The following is a 15,691-nucleotide window of genomic DNA, read 5'->3' as shown; positions in this document are numbered from 1 at the left end:
TGAATTACCGCCTTCCACCCGATAAGTGATCACTCTGCGTCGATATCGACTTGTGTTCTTCGTGTAACTCGTCACGGTACGGAGTCGGGCCGGACCTCGGGTACTCTCCGTCGGGTGCGAGTGGTTCAAGGGTGGAACAAAGTCGGTACGGCCGAAGCGGCGGTGCCGAGTGCGGTGGAAACCCTCGCTCGCCATGTTCCGGGGCGTACAGCGCCCCTCTGTTCGAGTCCCCGCAGTGCGCGTCGCACAGTATGCAGTACGCATACTCCTTTGCGCCGGAATATGCCCGAAGCGCTTGTTGGGGTAACTGTACGTCAACCATGCTGTCCTCGACGGGGATCACGTTCAGTGATCTCTTCGGGACGCGAGGCGTTGTGTCCGCCGGTTCGGATGGTGTGAGCGGTGCAGGTGCTTCAGATGCAGATGGAGGTCCGGGCCGACCCCGCGGAAGTGGGGCGGGCTCGCAGGTGGGCGCGGTCCCGGCTGGCCGGGTCGGGCATAGGGGTCGACGAGCCACTGGCCGAGACCCTGATCCTGCTGATCTCCGAGCTGGTCACCAACGCCGTGGTGCACACGGGGTGCCCCGCTGTGCTGCGGATGCTCCTCCCCGGTGTGGCCGGGCCCGCCGGCGCGGCGGCCGGAGGCGTCGGTACGGTCCGCGTCGAGGTGGCCGACATCAGCGCTCGTGCGCCGCGACGACGACGGGCCCAGGGCGACGAGACCGGGGGCAGGGGCCTGGAGTTGGTGGACGGCCTCGCCGACCGCTGGGGCTGGCATCGCGAAGGCGCCGGCAAGCGCATCTGGTGCGAGGTCGATCGCGGAGAACCGTGCTGGAGTGGCGCTTTTGAGCCACAACACGCAGCGACAAATCGGGCTTAGTCGACAAAGTCCAGACCAGGTGTTGACGTGAAGTGGTCACGTGATCACCCTTGGATGCAGCGATTCGTTGCGAGGGGACGTCGAGAGGCCCGTCTGTCGGGCTGCTTGGCGAGTGCGGGTCGCGATCCGGCGCGACAACAGGGCTCAGGCGCCGGAGCTGGGTGGCGGCGCACGGTGCCGTGCTCGGGGTGCGCATCTGTGCGCCGCCGCCCGCCCGTCTTCCGAACGGGCCCGGGAGCCCGCGTGATGGTGCCGCGTGAGGCGGTCTCCTCAGAAGACGGCCACCGGCGCCACCGGTGTTCCCGTCCCGCCCACGAACGGCTCCGGCATCGCCGCCAGCAGGAACGCGTAGCGCCCTGATGTGGCGCAGGCCTCGGAAAGCGCCTCCAGATTCCAGTTCTGGCCCTGCGGCATACCCATCTCGACCAGGTCCAGTGCGTGGACGGGCATCCACAGGTTCTCGATCTCCGGCGGGAAGATCTCGAAGGTGAGGGTGTCATTGGCGACGGCGGCGACATCGCGCGTGTGGAACCACTCGGGCGTGCGGATCGAAAGGCCGGGCGAAGGATAGGCGTACGCCTGTTTGTCTCCCGCCAGGTAGTGCTGGATCTGGCCAGTCCGCACCAGCACGATGTCGCCGGGCCGCACGGTCACCCGCGCCAACTCCTCGGCCGCCTCCAGGTCCTCGGGCGTCACGGCGTGTTCGCCGGCGAGCCGGTCCACCCCCCTGGCGCGGGCGACGTCCAGCAGGACGCCGCGCGAGACGATGTGCCCGGCCTTCTCGACGCCGTGGAACGCGGCGCCCCCCTGGGCGGTGATCGAATCCGCCGGCCGGCCGTTGTAGAGCCTGCCGCCGTGCGAGACATGGGAGAGGCCGTCCCAGTGGGTGCCGGCCTGAAGGCCCATGGTCACGACGTCGTCGCTGGTGGCGACGGTCCCCGGCCCGAAGAACTCGGCGTTGATCGCGACCATGGTGTGCAGGGGGTTGACCCTGCCGGGTATCAGCCCGGTCTGCACGCCGTCCTGCCGGAGAGGCAGGGCCAGCGGGACGCGGCGCCCGCTGGTGACCGTCGACGCGGCGGCCCGTACGACCTCGTCCGTGATGAGGTTGAGCGTACCGATCTCGTCGTAGTCGCCCCAGCGACCCCAGTTGTTCAGTCGTTTGGCCAGCTCGTGGAACTCCGTCGGCAATGACATGGATTCCTCCCGCAGTCGTGGCCGTGTCGGCCGTTTTCCGCTTCTCCAGGTCTTGTGCTCGGGACCGCCCTGCTCAAAAATCTAACGGTCCGTCAGAAAATGCGGGAAGGGGGCGCGCCATGGGGAACTTCCTGGCCGGCAAGGTGGTCGCCGTCACCGGAGCGGGGCGGGGCATCGGCCGGGCGGTGGCCCTGGCCTGCGCCGCCGAAGGTGCTCGTGTCGTCGTGAACGACTACGGCGTGTCCGTCACGGGCGACGAGCCGGCGAGCGAGGTCGCGGCAGCCGTGGTCAAGGAGATCGAAGCGGCGGGCGGGGAGGCCGTCGCCGTCGCCGACGACGTCTCGACCATGGCCGGTGGCCAGCGGATCGTCGACACCGCCCTGGCCCGGTACGGACGGATCGACGGTGCCGTATGCGTGGCGGGGATCCTGCGTGAGCGCATGATCTTCAATATGACCGAGCAGGAGTGGGATCCGGTCGTCGCCACTCACCTCAAGGGCACCTTCACCGTCTTCCGCGCCGCCTCCGCGGTGATGCGCAGACAGCGCGGCGGCGCCCTCATCGGCTTCACCAGCGGCAACCACCAGGGCAGCGTCTCCCAGGCCAACTACGCCGCCGCCAAGGGCGGCATCATCTCCCTCGTGCGCAGCGCCGCCCTGGGGCTGCACAAGTACGGGGTGACGGCCAACTGCGTGGCCCCCGTGGCCCGTACCCGCATGTCCGCCAACGTGCCCATGGAGCTCAAGGAGATCGGCGAGCCGGAGGACGTGGCCGCGCTCGTCGTCTATCTGCTCAGCGAGCGCGCCCGTCAGGAGGGGATCACCGGGCAGGTCTACACCGTCGCCGGCCCGAAGATCGCGGTCTGGGCCCAGCCCCGCGAACTGCGCGCCGCCTACGCGGAGGGCTCCTGGACCCCCGAGCGGATCGCCGACCTCCTCCCGGGGATGGTCGGCACCGACCCGATGCCCATGCTGGACAGGCTGGGAGCGATGGCCGACGCGGCCGCGGCCGGCGAGCGTCCCAACGCCTGAGACCTCGAACGGCGAAGGAGTGGGGATGGACTTCGCATTCGGACCGGAGGACGAGGCGTTCCGCCACGAGGCGCGTGCCTGGCTGGCCGAGCACCTCGCCGGCGACCTGCCTCCCGTCCCCGGCCGCGCCTGGGAGCGCGAACTGGGTACGGGCGGCTGGATCGGCCTCGGCTGGAGCGACGCACGCGGCACCTACGGGAACCGGACCGCGACCCTCGGCGGGCAGGTCGTCTGGGCGGAGGAGTACGCCCGGGCCCACGCGCCCGCCCGCCTCGGCCACCTCGGCGAGAACCTCCTGGGCCCCACCCTCCTCGCTCACGGCGACGCCGCTCAGCGCACTCGCTTCCTCCCCGCCATCGCCCGGGGCGAGGAGCTCTGGTGCCAGGGCTACAGCGAACCCGGCGCCGGGTCGGACCTCGCCGCCGTACGGACCGTCGCCGTGCGGGCCGATGGTGGCGGTGCGTACCGGATCAGCGGACAGAAGACCTGGACCTCCCATGCCCACGAGGCCGACTGGTGCTTCGTCCTGGCGCGCACCACCCCGGGGTCGCGACGCCATCACGGACTCTCCCTTCTTCTCGTGCCGATGGGCCAGCCCGGCCGGATCGAGGTCCGCCCGATCCGGCAGCTGTCGGGCGACGCCGACTTCAACGAGGTGTTCTTCGACGGCGCCGAGGCCCGTGCCGAACACGTCGTCGGCGGAGAAGGCAATGGCTGGCGGGTCGCCCTGGGCCTCCTCGCGCGCGAGCGCGGCGTGTCCACCCTCACCCAGCAGATCGGCTTCGCCGCCGAACTGGCGAGAGTGATCCGGCTCGCGGTACGGACCGGCGCCGCAGAGGAGCCGGCGGTACGGGACCGGCTCGTACGGCAATGGGCCGAACTGCAGACGATGCGCTGGCACGCCCTGCGGACCCTGGCGGGCGACGACGCACCGGGGGCGCCCAACGTGGCCAAGCTGCTGTGGGCCGGCTGGCACAGGCGGCTCGGCGAACTGGCGATGCAGGTGCGCGGCGCACCCGCCGTCCTGGGACCGGACGACTGGCACCCCGACAGGCCGTACCGACTGGACGCCCTGCAACGCCTGTTCCTCTTCAGCCGAGCCGACACCATCTACGGCGGCTCGGACGAGATCCAGCGCGGCATCATCGCCGAGCGCGTGCTCGGCCTGCCGAAGGAGGCCCGGCCATGACGACGTACGGTCACTGGACCGCCGGCGCGTGGCGTGCGCCGGAAAAAGGGCACTATCCAATTGTCAATCCGGCGACCGAAGAGGTCGTCGGGGAGGCCCCGGAGTCGACTCCCGCCGAAGTCGCCGACGCCGTGGCCGCCGCGCAGGCCGCGCGGAGCGGCTGGTCCCGCACCGATCCGCGCGAGCGCGCGGCGGTCCTGGACCGGATCGCAGATCTGTTGTCGGAACGCAGAGGGGAACTCGTCCCTCTGCTTCAGGCCGAGACGGGCGCGACCCTGTGCGTCGCCAAGAGCCTGCAGATGACTCCGGCCGTGGACCGCTTCCGGCGCTACGCCCGGGGCGCCCTGGAACCGGACGTTGTCCCGCTCGCGCCGTCGCCCGTCCCGGCCGGGCCGCCGGCTCCCGGCGGCCTGATGAACGCCGCCGCGGTCCGGCGCCCGGTGGGCGTCGTCGGTTGCATCACCTCCTACAACTTCCCGGTCGTCAATCTCGCGGGCAAAGTGGGCCCCGCCCTGGCCATGGGAAACACGGTCGTCGCCAAGCCGGCCCCCCAGGACCCGCTCTGCTGCCTCGAACTGGGCCCCCTCTTCCAGGAGGCCGGCCTGCCGGACGGGGTGTTCAACGTGGTCACCGGATCGGGCGCGGACGCCGGAGAGGCGCTCGTCGCCCACCCCGGCGTCGACATGATCAGCTTCACCGGCTCCACCGGAGTGGGAAGGAAGATCGCCGAGACCGCGGGGAGGTCGATGAAGCGCACCCTGATGGAGCTGGGCGGCAAGGGCGCGGCCATCGTCCTGGAGGACGCCGACGACAAGGTGCTCGAGTCGGCGATCGGGGCGGTCGGTTCGGTCTGGTCCTTCCACAGCGGGCAGTTCTGCACAGCGCCGACCCGGGCGCTCGTCCATCGATCGCTGTACGAGCGGGTCGTCACCGGTCTGCAACGCTACGCCGGAGCGCTGACGATCGGGAGCCCTGTGGATAACTCCACGATCGTCGGCCCGTTGATCTCCGCCGCGCAGCGCGATCGCGTCGAGGCCTACATCGCCGGGGCCCGTGACCAGGGCGCCCGCATCGTCGCGGGCGGCAGCCGCCCCGCCATGCGGCCCGGCTTCTACGTCGCACCGACCCTCATCGCCGACGCCACGCCGGAGATGGCCGTCGCCCGCGAGGAGATCTTCGGACCCGTCGTCGTGGTCATGCCCTTCGACGACGAGGACGAGGCGGTCCGTATCGCCAACGGGACCTCGTACGGCCTCTACGACTATGTCTTCAGCGCCGACACCGGCCGCGCCTGGGCCCTCGCCGCCCGGCTGCACAGCGGAAACGTGGGTATCAACACCGTCCGCAGGCACCCCGAGACGCCGTTCGGCGGATTCAAGAAGAGCGGCATCGGCCGCGACGGCGGCTCCTTCGCCCTCCACGCGTACAGCGAACTCCAGTCGCTCGTCTGGCCGTCCTGACCACCCAGCCTGCCGGAGAGGACAACCAACCATGCGAGGCGTCATCTTCGACGGCAAGTCCCCACAGGTCGTCGACGATCTGGAAGTCCGCGATCCGGGCGTCGGCGAGGTCCTGGTCGCCGTCGCCGCCGCGGGTCTGTGCCACAGCGACCTGTCGGTCATCGACGGCACCATTCCGTATCCCGCGCCCGTCGTCCTCGGCCACGAGGGCGCGGGCGTGGTGGAGGCCGTCGGGCCAGGCGTCACACACGTCACGCCCGGCGACCACGTCGCACTGTCCACGCTCGCCAACTGCGGTGCCTGCGCCGACTGCGACCGCGGCCGGCCCACCATGTGCCGCTCGGCCATCGGCAGGCCCGGCCGGCCGTTCGCCCGGCGAGGACAAAGGCTGTTCCAGTTCGCGTCCAACTCCGCCTTCGCGGAGCGCACCGTCCTCAAGGCCGTACAGGCGGTCAAGATCCCCGACGACATGCCGTTGCTCTCGGCGGCTGTCATCGGCTGCGGCGTCCTGACGGGCGTCGGGGCGGCCCTCAACCGCGCCCGGGTGGGCCAGGGCGAGTCCGTACTCGTCATCGGTGCCGGCGGCATCGGGCTGAACGTGCTGCAGGGCGCGCGGATCGCCGGGGCCTCCACCGTCGTCGCCGTCGACGTGGACGCGCGCAAGGAGCCACCGGCCCGCCGCTTCGGCGCCACGCACTTCATCGACGCCTCCGCCGTCTCCGACATCCCGGCCGCGGTGCGGCGGATCCTCCCCACAGGCGTCGACCACGCCTTCGAGTGCGTCGGGGACACCCGCCTCATCCGGCAGGCGATCGACCTCCTCGACCGGCACGGCCAAGCGGTTCTGCTGGGAGTGCCGCCCGCCGACGCGGAGGCGTCCTTCCGCGTCTCCTCGCTCTATCTCGACAAGTCGATTCTGGGCTGCCGCTACGGCTCCTCCCGTCCCCAGCGCGACATCGCGCTCTACGCACGGCTGTACCGCGAGGGCCGGCTCCTCCTGGACGAGCTGGTCACCAAGGTCTATCCGGTCGAGGATTTCGAGCGCGCGGCAGCCGAGCTGAACAACCCTTCGGTGGCGCGCTGCGTCCTCTCCTTCGACCGGAAGCCGGGGCTCCCCGACGTGTGATCCCTGCCGCAGTTTTCGCACAGAACGCTGCCTGAGTGCGGGGTGTGATCGTACTGTTGCCCGAGCCGCCTTGATTCGGGGCAACCTGGATCATTCGGCAGGAATGCACCGCCCGGGCAGCTCATTTGTGCTGCCCGGACTCACAGTCGGTGGGCCGATGAGCACCGAGCGCGGTCTTCGGGCTCTTCGCAGCGGAACCTCTCGACCTCTGGGGGACTCATTTCGGGAGAGGGAGGGGCGGAGATGACACAGCAGGCCGAGCCGCATGTGATAGGGGGCGACGCGCCCGACGCCACGTCCGCCGAGAGGTGTGACCGGTCCGGGCGCGCGCCGCACGGCGACGGCTTCGGTGCCGCGTTCTGCGCCTCGATGGCCGCGCTGTGCGCGGAGGCCGTCATCGGCGGGACGGCTGCCGTGCTGGTCATGCTCTCCCGCGAACACGACGGAATTCCCGGGAACATCCCGCTGGTTCTGGCCCTCGCGCTGGGGGTGCTGCTCCTGACCGTGCTCGTCAGCGGCTTCGTCACCGCTTCGGTCGTGATGCCCGCACTGGCGCTCGCCCGCAGGTTCGCGCGTACCCGTGACACCGCCGGCCCGTGGTGGACCGTCGGCGCCGTGCCCGTGGTCTCGGCCGTGACGGTGGCCGTATTCGGTGCCGTGGCGGCGCTCGGCAGCCTTTCCTTGGCGCCGCCGCTCGCCTACCTCCTGTGGTGGGGGGCGCTCACCGGCGTACTGCTGCCCGCGACCCTGGCCGGCCGGGCCGCCGCTCGGCGGGTCCGCGAGGGCCGCGCCGGGAGCGTGGCCCGGAGGGTGACGCGCGACGGCCTGCTGGCATCGCTGGTCGTCGGCGCGCTGGGGGCGGGGGCGTACGGAACGGGTCTGGTGAGCGTGTACGAGCCGCCGCGGCTGGCCACGTCGGACTTCGCGGGTATGTGGACCGACGGCCGTGGGGGCACCGTCAGACTCGCGTCCGACGGGAACGCCGTCGCCCATGGGCTCGACAACTTCGTCTGGGACGGCACGGGCAAGGACAGGCCGACGGACTGCGACGGCTCCGGAACCTGGAAGCCGGTCAGGACGGAGGGCACGGTGCGGGGCGTCTTCCTGAGGATCGGCGCCTGCGACCTCACGCGCGACTGGACCGCCATCGGTACGCAGAAGGGGCCGCGGATCTACCACGAGATCGGCAAGCCGGGCTCGGGCAAGCGGTACGTGCTGACCAAGGTGGTCAGGCACAGGAAGTAGCGGGGCCGCCGCACCGCCTGGTCCGGCCTTCGTACGTCGCGAACTCAGCCCTCGTATGTTCCGAACGCGTCGAAGGCGCCGAACGCGCCCCGGTGGAACAGCAGTGGCCCGGCGTCCGCCGCGCCCGGATCGGCTCCGAGAGCCTCCACGCGTCCGACCACGATGAGGTGGTCCCCGCCGGTGTGCACGGCGTGGATCGTGCAGTCGACCCAGGCGGACGCGTCAGCGAGCCGTGGCGAACCGGTCACCGGAGACGGCTCGTGTGTCACTCCGGCGAACTTGTCGGCTGTTTGTGAGCTTCTGGCGGCGAAACCTCTGCAGAGGTCCTTCTGCCCGGAACCGAGGATGTTGGCGCAGAAGACTCCGGCCCGCGCGATGCGCGGCCAACTCGTCGACGCACGGCCCACCATGAACGTGACGAGAGGCGGGTCGAGTGACAGCGAGCAGAAGGACTGGCAGGCGAACCCCGCAGGGGGTTCCCCGTCTTCGCCCGGTGCGGTGATGACGGTCACCCCGCTGGCGAAGTGGCCGAGGACGTTCCGGAATTCCTCCGGCGTCGGCGGGGGCGGCTCGTCCGCCCGTACGGCCCGCAGTCGGGGGCGGGGCGAGGGGTCGCGAGGCTGCGCGGTGAGGGCCGGTGAGCCCGTGGACCGCAGACAGCGCACCGCGATGGCCGCCATTCCGGCGTGTCCCATCATGCGGCCCATTGAATCCGATGAGCCATGAGATCGGAACCCTTCCGGCACGCGCCGCGACCGCCGTGAGCCGGTGCCTCGCACGGCATACGTTCAGCGCCCCCGGAACGCGGCGTCGCGCCGCTCCACGAAGGCGACCACGCCCTCGGCCGCGTCCGCCGTCGCCGAATTGATCTCCTGCGCGGCCGCCTCGGCGGCGAAGGCCGCCGCCCTGCCCCCTTCGAGAGAGGCGTTGACCAGCTGCTTCGTCAGCGCGAGCGCTCGGGTCGGGCCGCTCGCCAGCCGTTCGGCCCAGGTGCGGGCAGTCCCGGCCAGCTCCTCGTCCGGCACCACGCGATTGACCAGCCCGAAACGTTCCGCCTCGGCCGCGGAAAGGGTGTCGCCGAAAAACATCAGCTCCTTCGCGCGCTGCGGCCCGACGAGCCGTGGCAGGAGATAGGCGCCGCCGCCGTCGGGGACCAGGCCGCGCCGCACGAACACCTCGGTGAACCGCGCCGATTCCGCGGCCAGCACCAGGTCGCAGGCGAGCGCGAGATGCGCCCCGAGCCCCGCCGCGGTGCCGTTCACGGCCGCGATCACGGGCTTCTCGCAGTCCAGCACCGCGCTGATCAGCCGCTGGGCGCCGTCCTTGATCATGCGGGCCACGTCGCCGGGTACGCGCTCGGCCAGCCCCGCGGCCGGGGCCGCGCGCAGGTCCGCGCCGGAGCAGAAGCCCCGGCCGGCACCGGTGATGACCACCGCTCGGACGGCGTGGTCCGCCGAGTCGCGAAAAAGCCGGGAAATCAGGTGTTCGCGCTGGTCGGAGGTGATGGCGTTGAGTGCGTGGGGCCGGTTGAGCGTGATCCACGAGACTCCGTTGTCAGTGGTGTGCAGTACCAATGACTCAACGGATTCGGTGGACGTCGCGGACCCGTCGGCTTCGCCGTGTCCATCGCAGCCGACGGGTGTCTCACGGGGGGAGAGGCTCATGCGAAGGCTCCTTGGTTCGGCGGCAGAACGTGGTTCAGCGGCAGAACGCCAGCGCGTCGAGTGCCACGGCGCCCTGGCCTCGCTCGAGCACCACGAGGGGGTTGATGTCGAGCTCGGCCAGGCCGTCGAGCTCGAGGGCCATGTGCTGGACGCGCAGGACGGTCTCGACGAGGGCGTCCACGTCGGCCGGGGGAGCCCCCCGGACGCCGCCCAGCAGGGCTTTTCCACGGAGTTCGCCGATCATCGTCCGTGCCTGGCCCTCGTCGAACGGCGGCACGCGTACGGCCGTGTCGGCGAGGACCTCCACCAGCACGCCGCCCAGGCCCGCCGTCACCGTGGGGCCGAAGAGGCTGTCGTGGGTGATGCCCACGGCCATCTCGACGCCCGGGCCGACCATCTGGCAGACGAGGACGCCGTCCAGGGGAAGGTCTTCGTAGCGCGCGATGTCGGTGAGCTCGCGATAGGTGTCGCGCACCTGGCTGGCGGAGGTCAACGCGATCCTGACGAGACCGAGTTCGCTCTTGTGGGCCAGCTGCGGGCCCGAGGCCTTCATGACCACCGGGTAGCCCACCTGGGCCGCCGCTCGCACGGCCGCCGCGGCGCTGGTCACCAGCTGTTCGCGGGGCACGCGGATGCCGTACGCGCGCAGGAGTTGCTTCGCCGCGTGCTCGCTGAGCTGCTCGCCCGGGCGCAGCAGTGCCTGCGCCTTGCGCGCCGAGGGGGAAAGGGAGCGGGGCGCGTCGTCGAAGGGGGAGCGGTAGCCGGCCGTGAAGCGGTGGTGGTCCAGATAGGCGCGGACGGCCGTGACGCAGTTGGAGAAGGTGCGGAAGGTGGCCACGCGCGAGGAGCCGAGGAGGGTGGTGCGGTAGGCGTCCTCGGTGCCGACCGGGGAGCCCCACACCACGCACACCAGCTTGTCCGTGGTCTCCGCCGCGTCGACGAGGTCCCGAACGAGCCTGTCGCTCAGGGGCGGGAAGGGGCCGGTGACGGGGCACACGAGGACGCCGATGGCGGGGTCGGCGAGCACGGCGTCGATGATCTTGCGGCCGCGCCAGTCGCCGACGGGGTGACCGCCGTTGTCGATGGGGTTGGCCACGCTCAGGTAGCCGGGTATCCACTGGTGCAGTTCGCTCTGTTTGCCGGGGGACAGGACGGGCAGTTCGAGGCCGGCCGCCGTGGCCAGGTCCGCGAAGTGGGCGCCGGTGCCGCCGGAGATCGAATACACGGCGACGCCCGTGGTCCGGGGCGGCCGGGCCCGGGCGAGCAGGGCGGCGGTGTCCTGAAGCTCGTCCAGGCCGTTCACCCGGATCACGCCGAACTGCCGCATGGCGGCGTCCACCACATCGTCCGCGCCGGTCAGCTTGCCGGTGTGGGTCGCGGCGGTGCGGGCGCCGGTCTCGGTCCTGCCGACCTTGACGGCGACGACGGGCACCTTGTGGCGGGCGGCGCGGTCGGCGGCGAGCAGGAAGGCCCGCCCGTCCTTGAGGCCCTCCACATAGGCGGCGATCGCCCCGACCTCGGGCCGGGTGGCGAAGTAGGAGATGAAGTCGGCGCATTCCAGGTCCGCCTCGTTGCCGGTCGGGGCCCAGTGGGAGAGGCGGATGCCCAGCTCCTGCAGGGCGAAGACCGGCCGGCCCTGGTGGCCTGACTGGGTGATCAGGGCGATCGCCGGGCCCTGGAGATCGTCGCGGAAGTGCTCGAAGGCGTTGAGGTTGGTGTTCGGGCCGAGGAGGCGGATGCCGGCGCGTCGGACGGCCGCGGCGAGCCGGGCCTGGGCGGCGGCGCCCTCGCCTCCGGCCTCGGCGAATCCGGAGGCGAAGGCGACGGCGAACTTGATCTTGCAGTCGGCCAGTTCCTCGATGACGGGGGTCGGGTCGCCGACGAGGAGGACGGCGAGATCGACCTGCTCGGGCAGGTCGCGGACCGAGGGGTGGCAGGGGAGGCCGAAGACGGTGGTTCTCGTGGGGTGTACGGGGTGGACGCGGGCACCGACGCGCTCGGCCCAGGCGATCAGTTGGCGGGTGATGCCGGTGTTGGGGCGTCCTTCGGTCTCCGAGGCGCCGATGACGGCCACGGACTCGGGCCGGAAGAACCGGTCCAGGTCGGGGACGTCCGACCGCAGAGGACGTCCGCTGACGTCCACGTCCTCGGCGGCAGCGGTGCCGTGGACCACCGGGCCGGGGCGTTTGCCGCAGGCCACCACGCGGGCCGGACGGGAGGTGGTGGTGAGGGTGCCGTGAGTCGATCCGAGCATCGTTCTCGCCCACTCCTGCTCGCTGGCCGATAAGCTGACGTTGAGTCAGATTACAGATTTGACAAGCCGTCAGGAACGGTCTTGCGCCGGAACGGTCCGAACAGTCCGGAACAGATGACGAGGTGGGCACCGTGAACGGATCGCCGCGCTCCGACGTGCCGGAGATCGACGACTTCACACGGCCGTACTGGGACGCCGCGGCCGTCGGCCGGCTGCTGATACGCCGCTGCCACGCCGCCGGCTGCGGGAAGGCGCACCACTATCCGCGCGAATTCTGCCCGCGGTGCTGGAGCGCGGAGGTCGCCTGGGAGGAGGCGAGCGGCCGCGCCCGGCTCTACACCTGGTCCGTGATCCATGTGAACGACCTTCCGCCCTTCGGGGCCAGGCTGCCGTACACGGCCGCCGTGGTCGATCTCGAGGAAGGGCCGCGCATGATGACCGAGGTGATCGACTGCCCCGAGCGGGAACTGCGCATCGGCATGCGGCTTCGGGTGGCCTTCCGCCGGGATCCCGGCGTCCCGGTGGCGATACCGGTGTTCCGGCCGGAGTGAGGCGGCCGGTCGGGTGCGAGGGGGGTGAGGGGGGCGGTCAGTCGCGGCCGAGGACGACCGTGCCGGAGGAGCAGAACCAGCCGCCGGTCCCCGAGGCGACGGCGAGCCGGGGCGCGGCGCCGTCGGCCGTCCGCACCTGGCGGCCCTCCTCGGCCTCGCCGCGCAGCTGGCGCACGGCCTCCACCAGGAGGAACAGTCCTCGCATGCCGGGATGGCAGGCGGAGAGGCCGCCGCCGTCGGTGTTGACGGGAAGGCCGCCGTGGACGGTCAGCCGCCCGTCCGCGGCGAACGCTCCGCCCTCGCCCTTCGCGCAGAAGCCCAGGTCCTCCAGCGTCACAAGGGTCATGTAGGTGAAGGCGTCGTAGAGCTCCGCCACGTCGATCTCGTGCGGTGCGACGCCGGCGCGCTCGAAGGCCAGGCGTCCGGACACGGCCGCGGGGGTGACCGTGAAGTCCTCCCACTCGGACATCGCGGTGTGCGACACGGCCGTGCCCGCTCCCAGCACCCACACCGGCGGCTTCGCGACGTCGGCGACGTACTCCTCGGCCGCCAGGAGGACGGCGCAGCCGCCGTCGGAGCGGATGCAGCACTGGAGCTTGGTGAAGGGGTCGGCGATCACGGGGCCGGAGAGCACGTCGTCGATCGTCAGGGGGGTGCGGTACATGGCGTGCGGGTTGTGTGCGGCGTTGGCGCGGGCCTGCACGGCGATGTCGGCCAGCTGGGCCGGGGTCGTCCCGTACTGGTGCATGTGGCGCCGGGCCGCCATCGCGTACTTGGCGATGAGGGTGTGGCCGTAGGGGGCTTCGAACTGCGCGGGGCCCCGGTTGCCGAAGGAGAGGGCGGCGGTGCGGCGGCCGGCCCGGATGTCGGCGCGGGCGGTGGAGCCGTACACCAGCAGGACGGCGTTCGCGTGCCCGGCGGCGATGGCGTCGGCGGCGTGGGCGGCCATGACCTCCCAGGTGGAGCCGCCGACGGCGGTGGAGTCCACCCAGGTGGGCCGCAGGCCCAGGTATTCCGCGACGTCGGCGGGGGCGAGCGTGCCCAGCCCGGCGGAGGCGAATCCGTCGACGAGGTCCTTGCCGAGGCCGGAGTCGGCGAGGGCGCGGCGGGCGGCCTGGGCGTGCAGGGCGTACGGCGTGGTCGTGTCGAGGCGGCCGCAGTCCGCGAGGGCGACACCGAGGACGGCGGCTCTGCGCTTGCCTGGAGTCATGGATCTGACGGTACATCAGCTGCGCTCTGGGAAAGCCGGTCGTGCCAACCTAATATGACTGCCCGTCAGTTCCGCCGAGAGGGGTGCCGCTCATGGATGCCACGGTCAGCGAGGAGCAGCGGGAGATCCGGCGTACCGTCCGTGATGTGCTGCTCAAGCACTGCGGTTCCGGTGATGTCAGAGCGGCGGCACTGACCCCGGGCGGCTACGACGAGGAGCTGTGGCGGCGGCTCGGGTGCGAGCTGGGGCTGGCGGGGCTGGCGGTGGAGGAACGGTACGGGGGAGCCGGCTACGGGCCGATGGAGCTCGCCCTGGCGTGCGAGGAGACCGGGCGCGCGCTGTGCCCCTCGCCGCTGTTCGCGACGGCGGCGCTCACCACGCCGCTCGTGGCCGCGCTCGGCACCCGGGAGCAGCGCGAGAGGCTGCTGCCTCGCCTCGCCTCCGGCGAGCTGACCGGAACGCTCGTGCTGCCGAGCGGCACCCTTCCGGCCGCCCTCGGCCTGACCGACCGGGCCGCTGCCATCAGCAGGAAGGAGGCCGGCGGGAACGCGGCCGACTGGTCCGGCGGGGGCCGGTCGGGCGGCGTGCAGGCACGGCGGACGGACGACGGCTGGCGGCTCTACGGCGAGGCCGGCCAGGTGCTGGACGGGCACAGCGCCGGCCTCCTGCTGGTCGCCGCGCACACCGGCGGATACGCGCGCGGCCGGACGCTGCTCTTCCTCGTCCGGCCGGAGGAGGCGCGCGGTGCGGTCCGCAGGCGGCTGACCGCTCTCGACGAGACCCGGCCCCAGGCCCGCGTCCAGCTGCGGGACGTACGGGCCGAGCGGCTGGGCGAGGCGGACGACGCTGCGGACGACGACGTGGGCGGCGCCCTGGCGGCGCTGGGCGGCACCGTGGCGGCCGTCCTGGCGGCGGAGGCGGTCGGCGCGGCGGACCGGGTGCTGGAGAGAACTGTGGAGTACGCGCGCGTGCGGGAGCAGTTCGGCAGGCCGATCGGCTCCTTCCAGGCCGTGGGGCACCGGCTGGCGGATCTCCACGTGGCCGTACAGGCGGCCCGCTCGGCGGCGTACTACGCGGCGTGGGCCGCCGGTGCGGGGCAGGCGGCCGCCGGCGCGGCCGTCGCGGGCGTGGCGCTCGCGAGGGCGCTGGAGACGGCCCGGCTGGTCGCCGGGGAGGCCATTCAGCTGCATGGAGGCATAGGGGTGACCTGGGACCACGACGCGCAGCTGTACTTCAAACGGGCGACGTCTGACGAGCTGCTGTTCGGGCCGGTGCACGGTCTGCGCGCGCGGGCGGCGGCAGCGGCCGGGCTGTTTGACGCGACGGACGACCGGGAAGCGGTGGTGCTGTGATGGCCGCCTTGGTGCGCCTGGTGCAGAGGGTGTCCTCGAGTCGTACGTTCGCCAGGGTCGCCCCGCATTTCCTCCCGGCCGTGGACCGGGCGGTGCACCGGTTGACGGGCGGAAGGGCGCTGCTGAGCGCTCGCATGCTGCCCAGCGTCGTCCTGACGTCCACGGGCGCCAGGAGCGGCCAGGCCCGGCGGACCCCCCTGGCGTGCATGCCGGAGCGGGGCACGGGCGATGACACATGGGTTCTGATCGGCAGCAACTTCGGGCGGCCCGGTCACCCCGCCTGGACGGTGAATCTGCTGAAGCACCCGGACGCGGAGATCAGCTGGAAGGGGCACGACATTCCCGTGCGGGCACGGCTGCTGCGGGGGGCGGAGCGGGAGGCCACGTGGGCGGCGGTGCTCGACTTCTGGCCTCCGTACGCGCGGTATCAGGCGCGTATCGAGCGGGAGATCCGGCTCTTCCGGCTGGAACGGCGATAGTCGCGGTGAGCGGGCGACAGCCGCGGTGAGCGGACGCGGGCGACGGGCGCGGAG

14 protein-coding genes are annotated in these 15,691 nt (G+C 71.9%); 9 read left to right on the top strand and 5 right to left on the bottom strand.

The genetic code is table 11. The features are described from left to right. Positions 1–402 precede the first annotated feature (402 nt). The gene (locus J1792_RS03720; protein ID WP_179199102.1) at positions 403–879 is read left to right on the top strand and encodes an ATP-binding protein; all 477 of its coding nucleotides are present in this window, start codon (positions 403–405) and stop codon (positions 877–879) included. Positions 880–1,149: 270 nt separating this feature from the next. Here the strand turns inward: J1792_RS03720 and J1792_RS03715 are convergent, their stop codons facing one another. Next, positions 1,150–2,076: a cyclase family protein gene (locus tag J1792_RS03715; protein ID WP_086574391.1), complete on the bottom strand. Its 927-nt coding sequence runs from the start codon at positions 2,074–2,076 to the stop codon at positions 1,150–1,152. A 119-nt stretch (positions 2,077–2,195) separates the two neighbouring features. Between J1792_RS03715 and J1792_RS03710 the strand changes: the two genes are divergently transcribed. From J1792_RS03710 to J1792_RS03690, 5 genes are all read left to right on the top strand, one after another. Continuing rightward, a complete protein-coding gene (locus J1792_RS03710) occupies positions 2,196–3,107 on the top strand; it encodes an SDR family oxidoreductase (RefSeq protein ID WP_086574393.1) in 912 nt (303 codons plus the stop codon). Positions 3,108–3,132: 25 nt separating this feature from the next. Further along, positions 3,133–4,296: an acyl-CoA dehydrogenase family protein gene (locus tag J1792_RS03705; RefSeq protein ID WP_086574395.1), complete on the top strand. Its 1,164-nt coding sequence runs from the start codon at positions 3,133–3,135 to the stop codon at positions 4,294–4,296. Beyond that, a complete protein-coding gene (locus J1792_RS03700; RefSeq protein ID WP_207246665.1) occupies positions 4,293–5,756 on the top strand; it encodes an aldehyde dehydrogenase family protein in 1,464 nt (487 codons plus the stop codon). The genes J1792_RS03705 and J1792_RS03700 overlap by 4 nt, the downstream gene beginning before the upstream one ends. 31 nt (positions 5,757–5,787) lie before the next feature. Next, positions 5,788–6,882, top strand: coding sequence for a Zn-dependent alcohol dehydrogenase (locus tag J1792_RS03695; protein WP_086574399.1), 1,095 nt, complete (start codon positions 5,788–5,790; stop codon positions 6,880–6,882). 243 nt (positions 6,883–7,125) lie between these two features. Then, entirely contained in the window at positions 7,126–8,127 is a 1,002-nt protein-coding gene (locus tag J1792_RS03690) for a hypothetical protein (RefSeq protein WP_086574401.1), read from the top strand. Between the two features lie 44 nt (positions 8,128–8,171). Here the strand turns inward: J1792_RS03690 and J1792_RS03685 are convergent, their stop codons facing one another. From J1792_RS03685 to J1792_RS03675, 3 genes are all read right to left on the bottom strand, one after another. Then, entirely contained in the window at positions 8,172–8,822 is a 651-nt protein-coding gene (locus tag J1792_RS03685; RefSeq protein WP_242645633.1) for a flavin reductase family protein, read from the bottom strand. A 93-nt stretch (positions 8,823–8,915) separates the two neighbouring features. Continuing rightward, a complete protein-coding gene (locus J1792_RS03680) occupies positions 8,916–9,791 on the bottom strand; it encodes an enoyl-CoA hydratase/isomerase family protein (RefSeq protein WP_086574403.1) in 876 nt (291 codons plus the stop codon). A gap of 34 nt (positions 9,792–9,825) precedes the next feature. After that, complete coding sequence (locus J1792_RS03675; protein WP_086574405.1) at positions 9,826–12,045, bottom strand: acetate--CoA ligase family protein; 2,220 nt, start codon at positions 12,043–12,045, stop codon at positions 9,826–9,828. Positions 12,046–12,176: 131 nt separating this feature from the next. Between J1792_RS03675 and J1792_RS03670 the strand changes: the two genes are divergently transcribed. Continuing rightward, the gene (locus J1792_RS03670) at positions 12,177–12,596 is read left to right on the top strand and encodes a Zn-ribbon domain-containing OB-fold protein (protein WP_086574416.1); all 420 of its coding nucleotides are present in this window, start codon (positions 12,177–12,179) and stop codon (positions 12,594–12,596) included. A gap of 37 nt (positions 12,597–12,633) precedes the next feature. Here the strand turns inward: J1792_RS03670 and J1792_RS03665 are convergent, their stop codons facing one another. Beyond that, positions 12,634–13,806, bottom strand: a complete 1,173-nt coding sequence (locus J1792_RS03665; RefSeq protein WP_086574407.1) for a thiolase C-terminal domain-containing protein — start codon at positions 13,804–13,806, stop codon at positions 12,634–12,636. A 92-nt stretch (positions 13,807–13,898) separates the two neighbouring features. On the opposite strand from J1792_RS03665, the gene J1792_RS03660 reads away from it, so the two are divergent. Together J1792_RS03660 and J1792_RS03655 are read left to right on the top strand one after the other, a co-directional pair. Next, the gene (locus J1792_RS03660) at positions 13,899–15,158 is read left to right on the top strand and encodes an acyl-CoA dehydrogenase family protein (protein WP_086574418.1); all 1,260 of its coding nucleotides are present in this window, start codon (positions 13,899–13,901) and stop codon (positions 15,156–15,158) included. Further along, a complete protein-coding gene (locus J1792_RS03655) occupies positions 15,158–15,637 on the top strand; it encodes a nitroreductase family deazaflavin-dependent oxidoreductase (protein ID WP_086574419.1) in 480 nt (159 codons plus the stop codon). Before J1792_RS03660 ends, J1792_RS03655 begins: the two co-directional genes overlap by 1 nt. Positions 15,638–15,691: the final 54 nt, after the last annotated feature.

Source organism: Streptomyces triculaminicus (genome assembly GCF_017349075.1).
GTDB classification, from domain to species: domain Bacteria; phylum Actinomycetota; class Actinomycetes; order Streptomycetales; family Streptomycetaceae; genus Streptomyces; species Streptomyces triculaminicus.
The sequence above is the reverse complement of the archived record's forward strand: the minus strand, read 5'-3'. Positions and strand labels throughout refer to the sequence as shown.